The organism is Microcoleus sp. MON2_D5 (assembly GCF_036701905.1).
Taxonomy (GTDB): Bacteria; Cyanobacteriota; Cyanobacteriia; order Cyanobacteriales; family Microcoleaceae; genus Microcoleus.
The window spans coordinates 82,322-96,581 of sequence record NZ_JAUBRM010000009.1 but is presented as its reverse complement, the minus strand read 5'-3'; the positions used below and the strand labels follow the sequence as shown (position 1 = coordinate 96,581).

The following is a 14,260-nucleotide window of genomic DNA, read 5'->3' as shown; positions in this document are numbered from 1 at the left end:
AACTAAAAACCCGGTTTCTTCGTATATATCTAATCATCAAACAAAAGAGCTTTGGCAGAAACCGGGCTTCTCTGCGTAAGTCCTCTACTTAACTTTAAGCAATACTGCCGCGTTTCCGTGTTTCCTTATAAGAAATTCCCACATTTTTCAAACCAGCTTTAATCATTTGCTGCTCTAACAAAGCGAAAAAGCGACTTCGATCGCCCCCCGTGACTACAGCTTGATTGTGAGCTTCTGCTAGCGTCACCGGATAGCCGCCGCCTTTGTGTACTTGAGCCAGCATCATTCCCAATGCTAAATCTAGCTGTGCTGTATCTTGTGCTACCCATTCCGGCACTTCTATTCTAGCAATTTCTGTGCCGACGTGAACGTAACAGAAATAGACGGAATTAAGACCGTACAAATCTAAAATTCGAGCTTGAGATTTCCACAAAGGGCTCCTTTGTCCGGGGGACAGGATTGTTGCCCACAATATGGCATCCCGCAAAGGTTCAAATTCTTGACAAGGTGCTTTTTCGGCGAAAGAAATTGTGGCGGCAAATCCAACGTTCGGGCAATTTGTCATGCAGTCTGGTACTTCGTGGGTGCAAGCTTCAAACCGCAAAAAAGATAAGCTTTCGCTACTGCGAGAAGCGCTTAAGTATCCTAACAGGGGAATTCCTGCTAAACGCAACTTGTCCCAAGCTTCTAAAATTGGCAGCAAAATTTGATCGCGCGCTTCGGTGGGTAACTGTTCCAAAAACCAATAAATCAGGGAACCGTCTACCATTGCTAAAGCTGGCGCGGGCAATTTATTGTCGTTAACTTTTGCCCAATTGCAGCCCATTTCTGCTAAGGCAATTGCTTCGGAAACTGCTCGCCGGTATCCCATCCATTCTTCGGTTCTAATTCCCCACTGCCGCGAACCGTACAAGTCTTCGGGTTTGTAGAAAACCTCGGGCACGCTGTCTAAAACTGGGTGGCGACTTTGGCCGTAGTGCAGCATGACGGTGCCGACGTTTAGCAGGTAGCAGTAGGCTATTTCGTGATGGTTGGGGGAAATTTGCGAGCCGTCTGTGGCAAAGACTGTGTGAGCGGCGGGGGGTGCGGTGATGTAGGTGCGATCGGACAATGGCTCGATCGGCGTGGCAGCATTGAATAAAGTGCGATCGCGCCAACTCTCTTGCAATTCCACCAATTTTTCCTGTTCGCCTGCCGCCTTCAACAGCAAATTCTGAGCCACTTCCAAACGCTGGCGAGCCGCCTGAGCTTCCACATTCAAATGTTGGCTCATTCCCTGCATTGCCTTGGCTGCTTTAGTTAAATCGAGCATTGGTTTTAAGTCTCAATATTAGAAAGCTTTCAAGCTGAGAAATTATCAACACACTTTTCAAATTTTGGATTCCGAAGCTTGCTTTTTTTGTCATCAACCGGGTGTGATCAACTAAAATCTTTCGTGGCCGCCCGCAGAAACTGTAAAAAAATCGGTTTCTCAGGTAAATAGTACCTCCAAGACTGTATAAAAAAAATCAATATAAAAAAATCAATTTTTTTTATCTAGATCCTTGCTTGTGTCGGGAATTCCTGTTATTATAAATCTTATAATGGGATGGTGGCAAAAATAATATTTTTGCCACCATCCCATTATATTAAAATACCATGTCTACGCCGCAAAAGTCAACAAAAAAGATGTAAATTTTTGTGATTTTTTTTGACTGTGAAAAGCGAAAAAAATCACAAGTGTAAACAAATCTAACATCAACATTCGCTCGGCAGCCAATCGGCAAAATCTCCGGCGAACTGCGACAGAGAAAGCAATTGAACTGGTGGATTTTGAGCCACAGATTCCCGTTCGGGCAAAGTATTGTAACCCCAATCAGCCAAAAATAACCTCACCTGAGATAAATCCGGCTGCTGCTTCACCGACAGCAAAGTTTTTAACCGATCTTCCACAAACCAAATAGTCGAATCTTTACCAGACGCGGCCAAAAATTCGCGCAAAATTTGGTGTTTCGGCTTGTTGTATTCCTTGCCAAAAATCAACTCTGACGGCATTTGTACGCCAGCTAGCTGCAAAAGTTCCCGCACAAAACGGCCTTCCTTCGTAGTGACTATCGCCACTTTCACTGAACTCTCCTGCAAGGAGTGCAAGCGATCGGCAATCCCTGGATAAAAGCGGTGCAAAGACAGCCAGCCAGCTAAATCCTCAGCAATCCAATTATCGCGCAATCCGTCTAACATAGCGCCCACAGACTGCGCTTTCAAATTATTTGCGGTCAATAAATGCGGTACAATATCGGGCCACTCCAGCAAAATTTGCTCTGGGGAAATTCCTGTCAGCAGTGCGCGGATCAGCAGTGGCATTTCCCAACCAGTTTCGATGGCGGGCCGCACTCGGTAAAAACTCAAAGCTAAATCTGCATCTGGCACTGTTTCGACTGGTTTCCAGATTTGACAGTAGGTACGCCAAGCTGTTTGGAAATATTCGATTAGTCCGTCACAAATCACACCGTCAAAATCAAGAGCTAGAATTGTCGGAAATTTATTAGTCATCAGTCAATCGATTTTAGATTTTAGATTTTAGATTTTGGATTGAAAAATTGAAAAATTGGAGAATTGGAGAATTGAAAAAAGCGACCTCACAGATGAATCCGGGGACTTATTATCGGATACTAGGTTTTTTATTTTTGCCTGGATAAATCCGCGGGCTTGTACCCTGGCTGCTTTCGGTCACTGGGTTTTAGATTTTAGATTTTAGATTGAAGAATTGACTGTGCAAACACTCAGCAGTGATTGGTTAAGAGTCGTTATTCAAAAGACTCAACTAGCGGTTGATCGGCGACTGATGTTAGCCCTTGGGACTGCAACAATTGCGTCCACTCGGCTGTCAGCCCCGAATCATCGGGCGCGAGGCGCCGCATTTGGGCTAGAGTAGAAAGAGTCTCGTACCAAATCCCATTTTTAGCATAAGCAATCACCTTAGCCATAGGGTCGGGATTTGCCAAATCGCTCTTGAGAGTTTCCTGCAGTTCAATTCGCTGCACGATTCCTTTAACAAAATAATTCCCCGACGGATCGTCATTGCAAGCCACCGAAAACGACCACTGATATCGCTGGCCAATCTCAAGAGATTTTTTGCGATCGCCGATAGCAGGCATACTGACCTCAACTATCCCGGGTTTGTCAACTTTGAAAGTAGTTTTGTAAACCTCGGTTCCTTTTCCATCGTCAGCTTGCAAAGTAAACTCGATTTGAGTCGAAGAGTGAGAAACGTAGGTCAAGAATGTTGGCGACTCTGCTAGCGTTAAACCATCATTGCTTTTAGGTATTAAAGGAATAATAGATAAATCCTTGGGACAAGCATCGCCTCGATGCGTCCCCCCTTGCCGGTTGTCGGGGGCTGTTACATCTGGGGGTTTGAAATTAACATTCTGACTCAGCAGAATTGGTGCAGGCACAGCCTGCATCGGTGCAAACAAACTGGGGAGAGTAACTGCGATGGCAAATACAGCCATCGCCTGTGCAGTAAAATGTAGAAAACGTTTCATTTTTTTACCAACTTGTAGAGATATTATAGAGCGCATCTCTACTGTTAAGCAGGAGTTTTAACCCCTGGCGCGATCGGGTAAATTTGTCAAGTTTCACATCGGAATAGGAAGACCGACAAAACTTGACCCAATAGCGAGTTTTAAAGAGGCCCAACCAGCGGTTGAGCTGCAACTGATTCCAGCCCTTGGGACTGCAACAATTGCGTCCACTTGGCTGTCAGCTTCGCATCCCCCGGTGTCTGGCGCCGCATTTGGGCTAAAGTAGCGAGAGTTTCGTACCAAATCCCATTTGTAGCGTAAACGTTGAGCCTAGTCATCGGGTCGGGATTTGCCAAATCCCTCTTGAGAGTTGCCTGCGGTTCAATTCGCTGCACGAACCCTTTAACAACTAAATCGGCCGATCGATCTTGGGGGTCGCAAACCATCGAAAACGACCACACGTATCGCTTACCAACTTCAAGGGATTTGTTGTTGCCCGTAGCAGGAATGCTAACTCCAACAATCCCGGATTTGCCAAGTTTAAATGTTTTTTCGTAGATCACTTTGTCCTCGGTGTCGTTGAGCAAAGTAAACTCTATTTCTGCCGAGGTTTGAGGAACATAGACAAAAATTGTGGGAGACTCTGTTAGGGTTAAACCGATATTAGTTGGAGGCACTAAAGGAGTAATAGATAAACCCGCAGGACAACGCTTGCTGCCGCGATGTGTCCCTCCTTGTCGGTTGCCGGGGGCTGTTACGTCGGGAGGCTTGAAATTAACATTTTGACTCAGCAGAAGCGGCTGGGATTGTGCTCGCATTGGTGCAAGTGAACTGGGGACGGTAGCTGCGATCGCAGATACGGCGACCGCAAGTGTAGCCCGATGTAGAAAACGTTTCATTTTGTTGTACCTTTCACTATAATATTGCAAACACAGGCATTCGCTGATGGCGACAAATATTTTTGAGCGGCTAGTCGAGGGCGCAGATACACAATTTGAACCTTGACATATCATCAATAACATTAATTAATTCGATCGGCAAGTGGATTCTCCGTCCGGAAAATCAGGCTACCTAGGTCGCCAGTATCATTGCATACAGTTGCTGGCGGCAAACTGTAAAATTTTGTTACAAAGCGGTCGGAGTTTCCGGGTGTTCTAAGATGGAGGAAGTCTCCGGCAAGTGGCAAAGGCGAAACAACTGCTGTTCCAGAAACAAGTCAAACTTTTATGCTGGGATAATGAGTAAAATATCTAACAAAATTCGATCGGCAGCGGCTCAATTGAGTCAAATGTATAAACCATCACTAGCATTGGCTAAGTCTGTATTAATTGCCAGCGCGGCAGTAACATTATCCTTGATGGGCGCCAGACAGCTAGGAATACTCGAACCAATAGAATTAAGCGCTTACGACCAAATGGTGAGGTGGCGTCCCGACGAAAAGCCAGACTCGCGCTTGCTAGTTGTGGGGATTACCGAAGCAGACATTCAGAAACTGAAACAGTGGCCGATATCCGATCGCAAAATAGCTGAAATATTACAAAAACTAGAAAAAATGCAGCCGGCAGTCATCGGTTTAGATGTACTGCGAGACGTACCTTTAGGAGACGGGCGCCAGGAATTAACTAAAATTTTACAAAAAAGCGATCGCATTATCGGGGTATGTTTAGTTACCGACGGAAGCCCGGACAATCCTGGTTCTCCGCCTGCGCCGGGGCTGCCAGAAAACCGGGTGGGATTTGCAGATTTCGGAGTCGATGCGGGTGGCATACTCCGCAAGGCTTTATTATTTATGAAACCACCGACAATTGAGGGCAAGTCCTCGGCCCAAAAACATCTTTGTAATGACGACTCTCAAGTTTTATATTCCTTCAACCTCCAGCTAGCACTCCGCTACCTGGAAGGGCAAAAAATCTCTCCTCAACTTGCACCAGATCAATCTTTATGGCTGGGAAAAACCCAATTAAAACAACTAGCAAGCAATGACGGAGGATACACAAATACCGAGGTCAGGGGATATCAAATATTAATTAACTATCGTTCCAGGCGGCAAGTTGCCAACCAAGTCAGAATTACGGATGTTTTAGAGGGGAAAGTTGACCCAAATTTAGTTAAAGATAAAATAGTGCTCATCGGTTATACCACAGAAACCGTTAAAGATTTCTTTTATACTCCTTACAGTGGGCGACAGAAAAGCAACCAATTCATGCCTGGTATCGTGGCACACGCACAAGTAGTCAGCCAAATTTTGAGTGCAGTTTTAGACAACAGACCGATGTTATGGTTTTGGCCTGAATGGGCAGAAATCCTGTGGATTTCGGGATGGTCAATTGTGGGAGGAACGTTGGCATCGCGGATGGCTCACCCAGCGAAATTGACAGTGACATTCGGAGCACTGCTGTCCGGGTGTTGCGCCATCGGCTTTGGGATTTTTCTGTTGGGAGGGTGGGTGCCTGTGGCAGCGCCAGCCTTAGCATTAATCTTAACTGGCGGTAGCATTGTATCAGCAGAGAGATTTAATAAAGCCGGATACGGGAAAGCAATTAGCGATCGAGTAAAACAAGTCTTCAAAATCGAAATAGACCAAGCCAAAAAAGAACAGCAAGTCGCAGAAATCACAGAATCTGATTTCTTTAAAGAATTGCAGCAAAAGAAAGATAAACTGAGAATTAGCAAACAAGAAACCTCTGAAAAAGTACCTTCCGAACCCCAAGAAATAACTGCAACTACCCCAGAGCTTCCCAAGGCCGAAAGTCAGACAGACGACTACTTAGCTCAGTTGCAGGAAAAAGCCAAACAGCATAAGCAGCGCGCCCCCGTGACTGAATCGGAAAGCAGCTCACCAACGGGTGCGATCGAGGCGGGCGGCGGTGCTAGTTCAGCCGAAACTAAACCGGATGACGAGTTCAGCGATTTGCAAACCAAAGCCAAACAGATGCGGCAGCGCAGGGGCGCCCAAAAGAGGATAAAAGATGAAAAAATTGATAGTTTAACAGATAAGGAGGATTTGGAGGGCAAGGAAGAATGACAGACAACTCGACTGCATCATCGAGAATTGCATCATAATGGGTTCTCGCCGTTTCTTACCCTAATACGCAGATCATGTCCAAAATCATCTCTGTCCACTCTTACCGGGGCGGAACTGGCAAATCGAACACGACAGCAAACCTGGCATCTATTATCGCTCGCGACGGAAATCGGGTCGCCATTGTGGACACAGACATTCAATCACCGGGGATTCACGTGCTGTTCGGTTTCAGCGAGAGCAACATGGATCACTGCCTGAACGATTACCTGTGGGGCCGGTGTCCGATCGCGGATACGGCCTACAATGTGAGTTCGCTGCTGCCAAAATTAACCAGTAACGGCAACCTCTACCTGATTCCTTCGAGCATTAAAGCAGGGGAGATAGCGCGAGTTTTGCGGGAAGGCTACGATGTGGGACTCCTTACCGACGGCTTTCAAGAACTGATCGAGGTTTTGAACTTAGACTACCTATTTATAGACACGCACCCGGGGCTCAACGAAGAAACCCTCCTCAGCATCACCATTTCCGACATCCTGCTGCTGATTTTGCGTCCGGATCAGCAAGATTTTCAGGGAACGGCTGTCACGGTAGATGTGGCCCGCAAATTAGAAGTTCCCAAGATTTTGATGACGATCAATAAAGCCCCAGAATCCCTGGATTTCGAGGATTTGAAGCAGCAAGTAGAGAGTATTTACAACATCCCAGTGGCAGGGGTACTGCCCCACAGCGACCAGATGATGCTGCTCGCCAGCAAGGGAGTGTTTGCGCTGCACTTCCCTAACGACCCTCTAACAAAGGTTGTGGAAGGGATTGCGAAACACATTGTGAGATAATTTGTGCAGCGAATGCCGATCGCCCGCCCAGAAGTTTCACTTTCGCTCTGAATTCTTGCGGAGCGATGTCCTCCTGCGTATCCGGCTGCTAGCGGCCGAGGAACTTTTAAAGCCGACAATATTTGGTTAAAGAGTCAGGAGAATGGCGACAAAATGAGATACAAATAGATTATGAGAATTTGTTAAAAAACTTTAGGAGGAGAACTCATGGATTTTGACTTCCGCATACTAATAGTATTGATGCCCGTATTGTTGGCGGGCGGCTGGGCTGCCTACAACATCGGCAGTATAGCTCTCAAACAAGTGCAGAAATTTTTGAACAAGCAAGCTTAAACTCAGCCTCTTTTCAGGTAATTCCTCAGCCGACTGTTTTTTGAGATACAAAAACAGCCGGCTGATTTGTGCATTGGTTCTGCTTAAGTGATGGCTGATTTTTGGCGGGTAATTTACGACTGCAGAGAGATGGGGCGAAAACAAAAGAAAAGTTAGATTTAAAAATTAAGCAGAAACCGGGTGCGCTCAAGCCAAATACTTTGTTCCAGCAAACGATCCTGGGTAAAAAAACCTAGCTGTGAAAGCAGGGCGATCGCGTAACTCCGGATTGTGATGTTTTGAACTCTAGTCATAACTCCTGAGTAGAGTCGAATAAAAATATTTGGTAAGCACGTTATCGCAGAAAATATGAGACAATCACAAAAGTATTTGCCCTGACAATCGCTCTAAAAACTGCGAAGTTTAACGGGTAGGGAAGATAGGTCAAATTGTCAATGTTAAATTCCTATATCTTTAGATAGATTATGCTTTTTCCCCGATCGAGCGGCATACTACTCCACCCCACATCCTTTCCCAGTCGATTTGGCATTGGGGACATGGGAATAGAAGCATATCGCTTTATTGACTTTTTAGTTGAGAGCGACCAGCAATACTGGCAGCTATTGCCGCTGGGCCCCACAGGATACGGCAATTCTCCTTATTCGTGCTATTCAGCAATGGCGGGAAATCCGCTGCTAATTAACCCAGAACTGCTGCGGGACGAGCAATTGCTCGCAGATGAAGACTTTGCTAATTTGCCAGAATTTCCGCTGGATTATGTAGACTTCGAGCGGGCGATAGCCGTGAAAGTGCCTTTGCTTAAAAAAGCTTGCGAAAACTTCAAAACCAAAGGATCCCCGATCCAGCAAAAAGAATTCTCAGGTTTTTGCGAAAGCAAAGAGAATTGGCTGGAAGATTACGCCTTATTTATGGCACTAAAAGATCACTTTGGCGGTGTTAGCTGGAACAATTGGGAACCAGAAATTGCCCGTCGAGAACCACAGTCCCTAGAGAAGTGGCGCCAGCAGCTAAATGCTGAGATTTATTACTACAAATACGTCCAGTTTGAGTTTTTTCGCCAGTGGACGGAGTTGAAAAGCTATGCAAATATGCGGGACATTAAAATTATTGGGGATATTCCGATTTATGTAGCTCACGACAGCGCGGATGTATGGTCTCATCCAGAAATATTTTGCTTGGATGAAGCCACAGGAGAAGCAGCTTTAATGGCGGGAGTTCCCCCGGATTACTTCAGCAATACAGGTCAATTGTGGGGGAACCCGGTATACAATTGGGAGAAGTTGCAAGCAAATAATTTTGAGTGGTGGGTGCAGCGTTTTGAAGCGATTTTCTCTTATGTAGACGTGACTCGGATCGACCACTTTCGAGGATTTGAGGCTTACTGGGCGGTGAAGCGCGGACAAGAAACTGCTATGTACGGAGAGTGGATTAAAGCGCCGGGAACAGCTTTGTTGGATGTAATTAATGAGAAGTTTGGCAACTTGCCGATTATCGCTGAGGATTTAGGGGTAATTACTCCTGAAGTGGAAGCTTTGCGCGATCGGTTCGAGTTTCCGGGAATGAAGATTTTGCAGTTTGCTTTCGGCGCTGGACCCGAGGATCCTTTTTGGCCTTTCAATTACGATCGCAACTGCGTAGTCTACACCGGCACTCACGACAACGACACTACTGTCGGATGGTTCAATCAACTCCAAGACTACCAAAGAGAGGAAGTTTATCGTTATTTGGGCTGCATCGATCCCCAAGGAATTCACTGGTCTTTAATCCGCATGGGTTGGATGTCTGTAGCTAATATGGCAATTGTGCCGTATCAAGACTTGTTGGGTTTGGATACAGACGCGCGGATGAATTTTCCTGGGAAAGCAGAGGGAAATTGGGGCTGGCGGTATCGACCTGAAGCTTTGAATTGGGAAGTGCGCGATCGGCTCAAAACCATGACTTACATCTCCGGGCGCGCTCCTAATAAACATTGATAGTGGAGAAGGGGCAGTTGGTAATGGGTAAGGGGTAATGGCTAAGAAGTCAATAAAGACGGACATTCTAATTAAAAGCTGTGGAGTGCCAGCTATTACCTATTCCCCATTACCCATTAACAATTACCAATTAACACTTACCCTTCATTGTTGGGCGGTGCTGAAGGCTTGAGTTCGTTTGCTTTAAAAACAACTTCTTTGGCGACTCCAGGAGCTCCGAGTGGTTCGGCTTGTCCGTTATTAACAGCAACCATTACCCCCCCGGCGTTACCTGCTACCACTACCAATTGCTTTTGAGCCCCCCAGGTGCGAACAGTCCCTGAAGGCAAAGTTCCCTCAAACTCTGTTTTACCATCGACTTCAACCTGCATCCACGATTCTGCTTTAAAAGTGACGTTAACCATCACTGGTTTATTGCCAGATTTATTTAAATTTTGACCGGTTCTTACTGCTTCGACAGCCTCGTAACTATCCGGTTTCTGATTTTGTGAGGATCTCGATGCCTCAGCAGCTAAACGAGCTTGTTCTTGCTGCCCAAGCGCTAGTTCTTCGGCTCCCCCACCGTTTTTTGCGGTAACAGAACCGCCCATCAACTGAGATAAGACATTGACCGAACAGATAATTAGAAATGTGTAAAAGAGGTAGAGGTGCATCGGTCGTAACTGAGGCCCATCTTGCCAGGATAGCTTCGTTCTCGATCGGGGCGCCGGTTCGATCGGAAAAAATTCGGCAAACTGAGTTCCGTCCAAGCCCATTGCTTCAGCGTAGCGCTTGATCAAACCCTGAGTGTAGACGGGTTCGGGAAGTTGGTCTAGTTGACCGTCCTCGATTGCTTGTAGCAGATTCCGCCGAATCATTGTTACCACGGCTACTTTGTCCAAACAAATCGACTGCTGTTCGCGGTACTGACGGAGTTGAGTTCCAATTTCCGCTAGCTTCTTCTTCTGAGCTGTTTCTGGCTCTTGGGAGTGCAGTTTCTGCTTAGTTGTTTTGAAGAATAAAAACAATAAATTCTTTGTCATATGCTGTGCTCCTGGGAATTTACTGGCACGCTTATTGATGTTAGGTTGACTAGATTCCATAAATAAATAATTTCCGCATCTTCTAGGGGTCGGCAGCAGCCTGGTGGCAATATTGGCGAACCGGGCCGCTGCAATTGAATCGGGCCAATGGCTGTGCGGTGCAGGCGCACCACGGGATATCCCAACAGCTCGGCTGTGCGCCGAATCTGGCGGTTTCTGCCTTCTGATAGAATGACTTCTAACAGAGTTTCGTCAAGCGCGCGATCGATAACTTTAACTTTCGCGGGCAAAGTTTTTCTGCCGGACAAGATGATGCCCTGACGCCACGTTTGTAGTATGCGTTCCGGGGGATCGCCCCGTACCCACACCTGATAAGTTTTGGCGATCGAGTGACGCGGGTGGGTCAAACAAAATGTCAGCTTACCATCATTGGTAAGCAAGAGGGCGCCGGTGGAATCTGCATCTAAGCGTCCTACGGGGTGGATGCCTTGACCGGAGCGCAGTTGGGGTGGCAGCAAGTCGAGAACTTTCGATCGGGCCCTGGGATCGCTGCAAGTAGAAACTACGCCTGCCGGTTTGTTGAGCAACAGATAGACCTTTGCGGGTCGATCCGTTGGTTTCACCGGGACTCCATCGACTTGGATGAGATCGCGATCGGGATTCGCTTTTTCTCCTAAGCGAACAATATTGCCATTAACTCGGACTCGTCCAGCTACAATCATCTGTTCTGCAAGACGGCGAGAGGCAATGCCCCACTGGGCGAGGATTTTTTGCAGCCTTTCATCAGACATGACGGGAGTGTGGAAATCCCCAACGAGCCAACGGTGGGGAGGAAACACGACACGGTTAATTGATTAACCGTACTAGCAATGCTCAATTCCTGCTTGGGAATAAATTATAATGCTGACCAATTATTACAGGACGCCCGCCAAGAGTGCAGATTGTCCTTGTGCCCGGTGCAGATTGTCCTGATGGCATTACCCTGAATGCTGTGCAAAAACTACGAGGAAAAGACTCGCGGCAGGCACAGGTTTGCACCGTTGGTTTGCGGCCGGTTTGAAAGGTTTGGGTCTGACCCGACCATAAACCAACACTACCATAAATCCCGTACTCCTGGTTAAATTTATACGCTCGATCGCGAATTTTTCAGCGGGATCGCACAACTCGTGAATTACCCCAATATCCCAAGGGGGAAAAGGTGAGAATTTTTCTGCTTCTGGCGTTGCCGATCCCAGATTTCTGCTTGGTTTTGGAGTTAATCGGACTTGTGTTCATCAACCCGGTTTCTAAGGAAAATCAGAGGTTGACAGCGGTCTATCTGTGCAGAAACCGGGTTTTTGAGGCCGGATGTGCAAGTTCTAGTTAAATTTCTGTGCTTGAATATTAAGGTTTATATTCTGAAATTGTTTATGACTGTCGATCGAAACTCTCTTCAATTTGACAATAAAGATGGCGCTGCTGGCTCTGGTGGGACTGTTAATCTCGGCGAGGAGCCGGGGAAACCTTCGCCGAGTCAAGGCAGCCGGATCGCGAGCGCGGTTCTGTCTCCGGCGGTGCAGTTGTGGCTGCGATCGCAAGTTCAGCAGGTGGATGAGTTGAAGGTGAAAATTGAGGGGAGCGATCGACAAATCTTCCGCGGTGCGATCCCCAAAGTAACGGCTGCAGCTAGCGGTGCTGTGTATAAAGGACTACACCTAACTGAAGTTGCCATAGAGGGCTGTGGCATTCGCATCAACCTCGGTCAAGCTCTCAAAGGCCAACCCCTGCGCCTCCTAGAATCCGTTCCCGTGACAGGCGTTTTGAGGCTCTGTCAGGCGGATTTGAATGCGTCACTGAAAGCGCCTTTGCTTGCTGATGCTTTGAGCGAATTTTTGCTGCCTATGCTGCCGCTGACAGATAGCGAAAAGTTGCTGAAGTTGAAAAATTCGCAAATTGTAATTGAGGCGGGTGTGTTGACGCTTTCGGCGACAATTTTGCGCGCTGGCGGTAGGCAAATTCCTTTTTTATTGCGGACTGGTTTGCGGATAGCCAGCGGTCGCGAATTGATGTTTGAAGAACCAGAAATCGAAATGGATGGAGAATTAAAGAGCACTGATTTCAATGGTTTTAAAATTGATTTTGGGCCGGAAGTTGACATTGAAGAGTTGATTTTGAGTCCGGGGGAAATTGTTTGTCGGGGAGGAATTAGAGTTTTGCCTTAGAGGGGAAGAGCAACGGGAAGGGGGAAGAAGTTTTGAGTGCGTGAGAGGGCTTTCGGTGCGGATCGCAACGCTTACGTGACCCGCAACGCGGTCGGCCTTCCATGAGTTAAACACCAATTCGCAATTGGCAATTCGCAATTGGCAATTAGCGGGCGATGAGGTAAGAGTCGATCGCCGGCAACAGTAAAGTGACAAAATAGTAGACTAACGGTGCGGTAAAAACATAACTGTCGGTGCGATCGAGAATGCCGCCGTGACCGGGGATCAACTGTCCCGAATCCTTAACACCGGCGTCTCGCTTCATCATCGACTCAGTTAAATCTCCCAACAGGCTAGCAACGCCAATCAACAGACCAAAAGCAGCCCCAGTATACGGCCACCCCGGCCAGTTTAAATACCAAGACCCAGCGACGGCCACGGCGATGCTGCCGCAAACTCCAAATACGGCACCTTCAACAGTCTTTTTGGGGCTGATGTGGGACAGGCTAGTGCGGCCGAAGAATTTGCCCACAAAATAAGCCCCAATGTCAGCGGCCCAGATGCAGAGGAAAGCCAGCAGCAGCGAAGTCAATCCTAAAGATATATGGCTAGAAGTTGTCCAAGATGGCGGCGAGTAAATGTTAACCGGCAAATTGCTTGCTACTGCTTGCCCCAGTCCTGTTGTAGCAAGATTGGCTGGGTCGAGGCCGACTCGCAGCCGTATCCAATAGCTGGGCAAATAACCGCCGTAGAACAATCCTAAAATTGAGGAGGCAATATCGGCGATCGTCGATAATTTAGGTTGGAATAACAGGTAGAAACAGATTAAGGTTCCCGCTAAGGGGAACATGGCATCTACGAGTTCCGGTGCTAGGGCGGCAGTAATTAATAGCCCTTGACTGACAGCTAAGGTAGTTTTGGCAGCGGGTGCAATGCCTTTAGCCCTGGCTAATTGAAAATATTCCAATTGACCTAGGTAGACGATGACTCCAAAGCCGACGGTGAAGTACCATCCCCCCATAATAATCATTCCCAAAGCAAGGGCGATCGCAACTATTCCACTCAGGATACGAGACCAAGGCATAAAATGAATTTCTCTTGCAGACGGCGGTGGGTAATTCGATTTTAGATTTTAGATTTTAGATTTTAGATTTTAGATTCTAGATTTACTCCACAGATGAATCTGGGAGATTGAACCTTGGTCTAAAATTTTGGGTGGCTCACGACGATTGTCGGCGGCTTGTATCCGTTTTTGGGCGGTGTCATTCGACGCAAGGATGCAAGGATGTAAGGATTATTAGGGTACGTTTTCCTCCCTTGCACAGCCAAGCCCAATACCCAACTGGCGATGATCCAAAATCTCAACTCAGGGGGTCAATCCAGCTAGG

The 14,260-nt window shown here is 47.1% G+C and carries 12 protein-coding genes; 5 read left to right on the top strand and 7 right to left on the bottom strand.

Features of this window, described 5'->3' with window-relative positions:
- Nucleotides 1-94: 94 nt before the first annotated feature.
- The 4 genes from QUA47_RS05410 to QUA47_RS05395 form a co-directional block, all read right to left on the bottom strand.
- Nucleotides 95-1,312, bottom strand: coding sequence for a DNA double-strand break repair nuclease NurA (locus tag QUA47_RS05410; protein ID WP_333429978.1), 1,218 nt, complete (start codon nt 1,310-1,312; stop codon nt 95-97).
- Nucleotides 1,313-1,737: 425 nt separating this feature from the next.
- Nucleotides 1,738-2,532, bottom strand: coding sequence for an HAD family hydrolase (locus QUA47_RS05405; RefSeq protein WP_333429977.1), 795 nt, complete (start codon nt 2,530-2,532; stop codon nt 1,738-1,740).
- 254 nt (nt 2,533-2,786) lie between these two features.
- Nucleotides 2,787-3,527: a DUF928 domain-containing protein gene (locus tag QUA47_RS05400; protein WP_333429976.1), complete on the bottom strand. Its 741-nt coding sequence runs from the start codon at nt 3,525-3,527 to the stop codon at nt 2,787-2,789.
- A gap of 140 nt (nt 3,528-3,667) precedes the next feature.
- The gene (locus QUA47_RS05395; RefSeq protein WP_333429975.1) at nt 3,668-4,405 is read right to left on the bottom strand and encodes a DUF928 domain-containing protein; all 738 of its coding nucleotides are present in this window, start codon (nt 4,403-4,405) and stop codon (nt 3,668-3,670) included.
- Between the two features lie 338 nt (nt 4,406-4,743).
- Here QUA47_RS05395 and QUA47_RS05390 point away from each other — a divergent pair, with 338 nt between their 5' ends.
- The 4 genes from QUA47_RS05390 (at nt 4,744) to malQ (ending at nt 9,670) form a co-directional block, all read left to right on the top strand.
- A complete protein-coding gene (locus QUA47_RS05390; RefSeq protein WP_333429974.1) occupies nt 4,744-6,531 on the top strand; it encodes a CHASE2 domain-containing protein in 1,788 nt (595 codons plus the stop codon).
- Nucleotides 6,532-6,605: 74 nt separating this feature from the next.
- Complete coding sequence (locus QUA47_RS05385; protein ID WP_190659384.1) at nt 6,606-7,364, top strand: MinD/ParA family ATP-binding protein; 759 nt, start codon at nt 6,606-6,608, stop codon at nt 7,362-7,364.
- A gap of 207 nt (nt 7,365-7,571) precedes the next feature.
- Complete coding sequence (locus QUA47_RS05380; RefSeq protein ID WP_006633094.1) at nt 7,572-7,697, top strand: photosystem II protein Y; 126 nt, start codon at nt 7,572-7,574, stop codon at nt 7,695-7,697.
- A gap of 464 nt (nt 7,698-8,161) precedes the next feature.
- A complete protein-coding gene (gene malQ / locus QUA47_RS05375) occupies nt 8,162-9,670 on the top strand; it encodes a 4-alpha-glucanotransferase (RefSeq protein ID WP_333429973.1) in 1,509 nt (502 codons plus the stop codon).
- 137 nt (nt 9,671-9,807) lie between these two features.
- On the opposite strand, the gene QUA47_RS05370 is transcribed toward malQ, so the two are convergent.
- Together QUA47_RS05370 and QUA47_RS05365 are read right to left on the bottom strand one after the other, a co-directional pair.
- Complete coding sequence (locus tag QUA47_RS05370; protein WP_333429972.1) at nt 9,808-10,692, bottom strand: RodZ domain-containing protein; 885 nt, start codon at nt 10,690-10,692, stop codon at nt 9,808-9,810.
- Nucleotides 10,689-11,483, bottom strand: coding sequence for a pseudouridine synthase (locus QUA47_RS05365; RefSeq protein ID WP_333286035.1), 795 nt, complete (start codon nt 11,481-11,483; stop codon nt 10,689-10,691). The genes QUA47_RS05370 and QUA47_RS05365 overlap by 4 nt, the downstream gene beginning before the upstream one ends.
- A gap of 618 nt (nt 11,484-12,101) precedes the next feature.
- Between QUA47_RS05365 and QUA47_RS05360 the strand changes: the two genes are divergently transcribed.
- Nucleotides 12,102-12,893 carry a DUF2993 domain-containing protein gene (locus QUA47_RS05360; protein WP_333429971.1) on the top strand — a complete coding sequence of 264 codons (792 nt, stop codon included), beginning with the start codon at nt 12,102-12,104 and terminating at the stop codon, nt 12,891-12,893.
- 145 nt (nt 12,894-13,038) lie between these two features.
- Here QUA47_RS05360 and QUA47_RS05355 read toward each other — a convergent pair whose 3' ends face one another.
- Complete coding sequence (locus QUA47_RS05355; RefSeq protein WP_333404985.1) at nt 13,039-13,956, bottom strand: phosphatidate cytidylyltransferase; 918 nt, start codon at nt 13,954-13,956, stop codon at nt 13,039-13,041.
- Nucleotides 13,957-14,260: the final 304 nt, after the last annotated feature.

Excerpts from the sequence above, each read along its gene's own strand:
- QUA47_RS05365 (WP_333286035.1), bottom strand. The coding sequence starts at position 11,483 with ATGTCTGATGAAAGGCTGCAAAAAATCCTCGCCCAGTGGGGCATTGCC.
- malQ (WP_333429973.1), top strand. The coding sequence starts at position 8,162 with ATGCTTTTTCCCCGATCGAGCGGCATACTACTCCACCCCACATCCTTT.
- QUA47_RS05360 (WP_333429971.1), top strand. The coding sequence starts at position 12,102 with ATGACTGTCGATCGAAACTCTCTTCAATTTGACAATAAAGATGGCGCT.
- QUA47_RS05410 (WP_333429978.1), bottom strand. The coding sequence starts at position 1,312 with ATGCTCGATTTAACTAAAGCAGCCAAGGCAATGCAGGGAATGAGCCAA.
- QUA47_RS05385 (WP_190659384.1), top strand. The coding sequence starts at position 6,606 with ATGTCCAAAATCATCTCTGTCCACTCTTACCGGGGCGGAACTGGCAAA.
- QUA47_RS05355 (WP_333404985.1), bottom strand. The coding sequence starts at position 13,956 with ATGCCTTGGTCTCGTATCCTGAGTGGAATAGTTGCGATCGCCCTTGCT.
- QUA47_RS05370 (WP_333429972.1), bottom strand. The coding sequence starts at position 10,692 with ATGACAAAGAATTTATTGTTTTTATTCTTCAAAACAACTAAGCAGAAA.
- QUA47_RS05405 (WP_333429977.1), bottom strand. The coding sequence starts at position 2,532 with ATGACTAATAAATTTCCGACAATTCTAGCTCTTGATTTTGACGGTGTG.
- QUA47_RS05390 (WP_333429974.1), top strand. The coding sequence starts at position 4,744 with ATGAGTAAAATATCTAACAAAATTCGATCGGCAGCGGCTCAATTGAGT.
- QUA47_RS05395 (WP_333429975.1), bottom strand. The coding sequence starts at position 4,405 with ATGAAACGTTTTCTACATCGGGCTACACTTGCGGTCGCCGTATCTGCG.
- QUA47_RS05380 (WP_006633094.1), top strand. The coding sequence starts at position 7,572 with ATGGATTTTGACTTCCGCATACTAATAGTATTGATGCCCGTATTGTTG.
- QUA47_RS05400 (WP_333429976.1), bottom strand. The coding sequence starts at position 3,527 with ATGAAACGTTTTCTACATTTTACTGCACAGGCGATGGCTGTATTTGCC.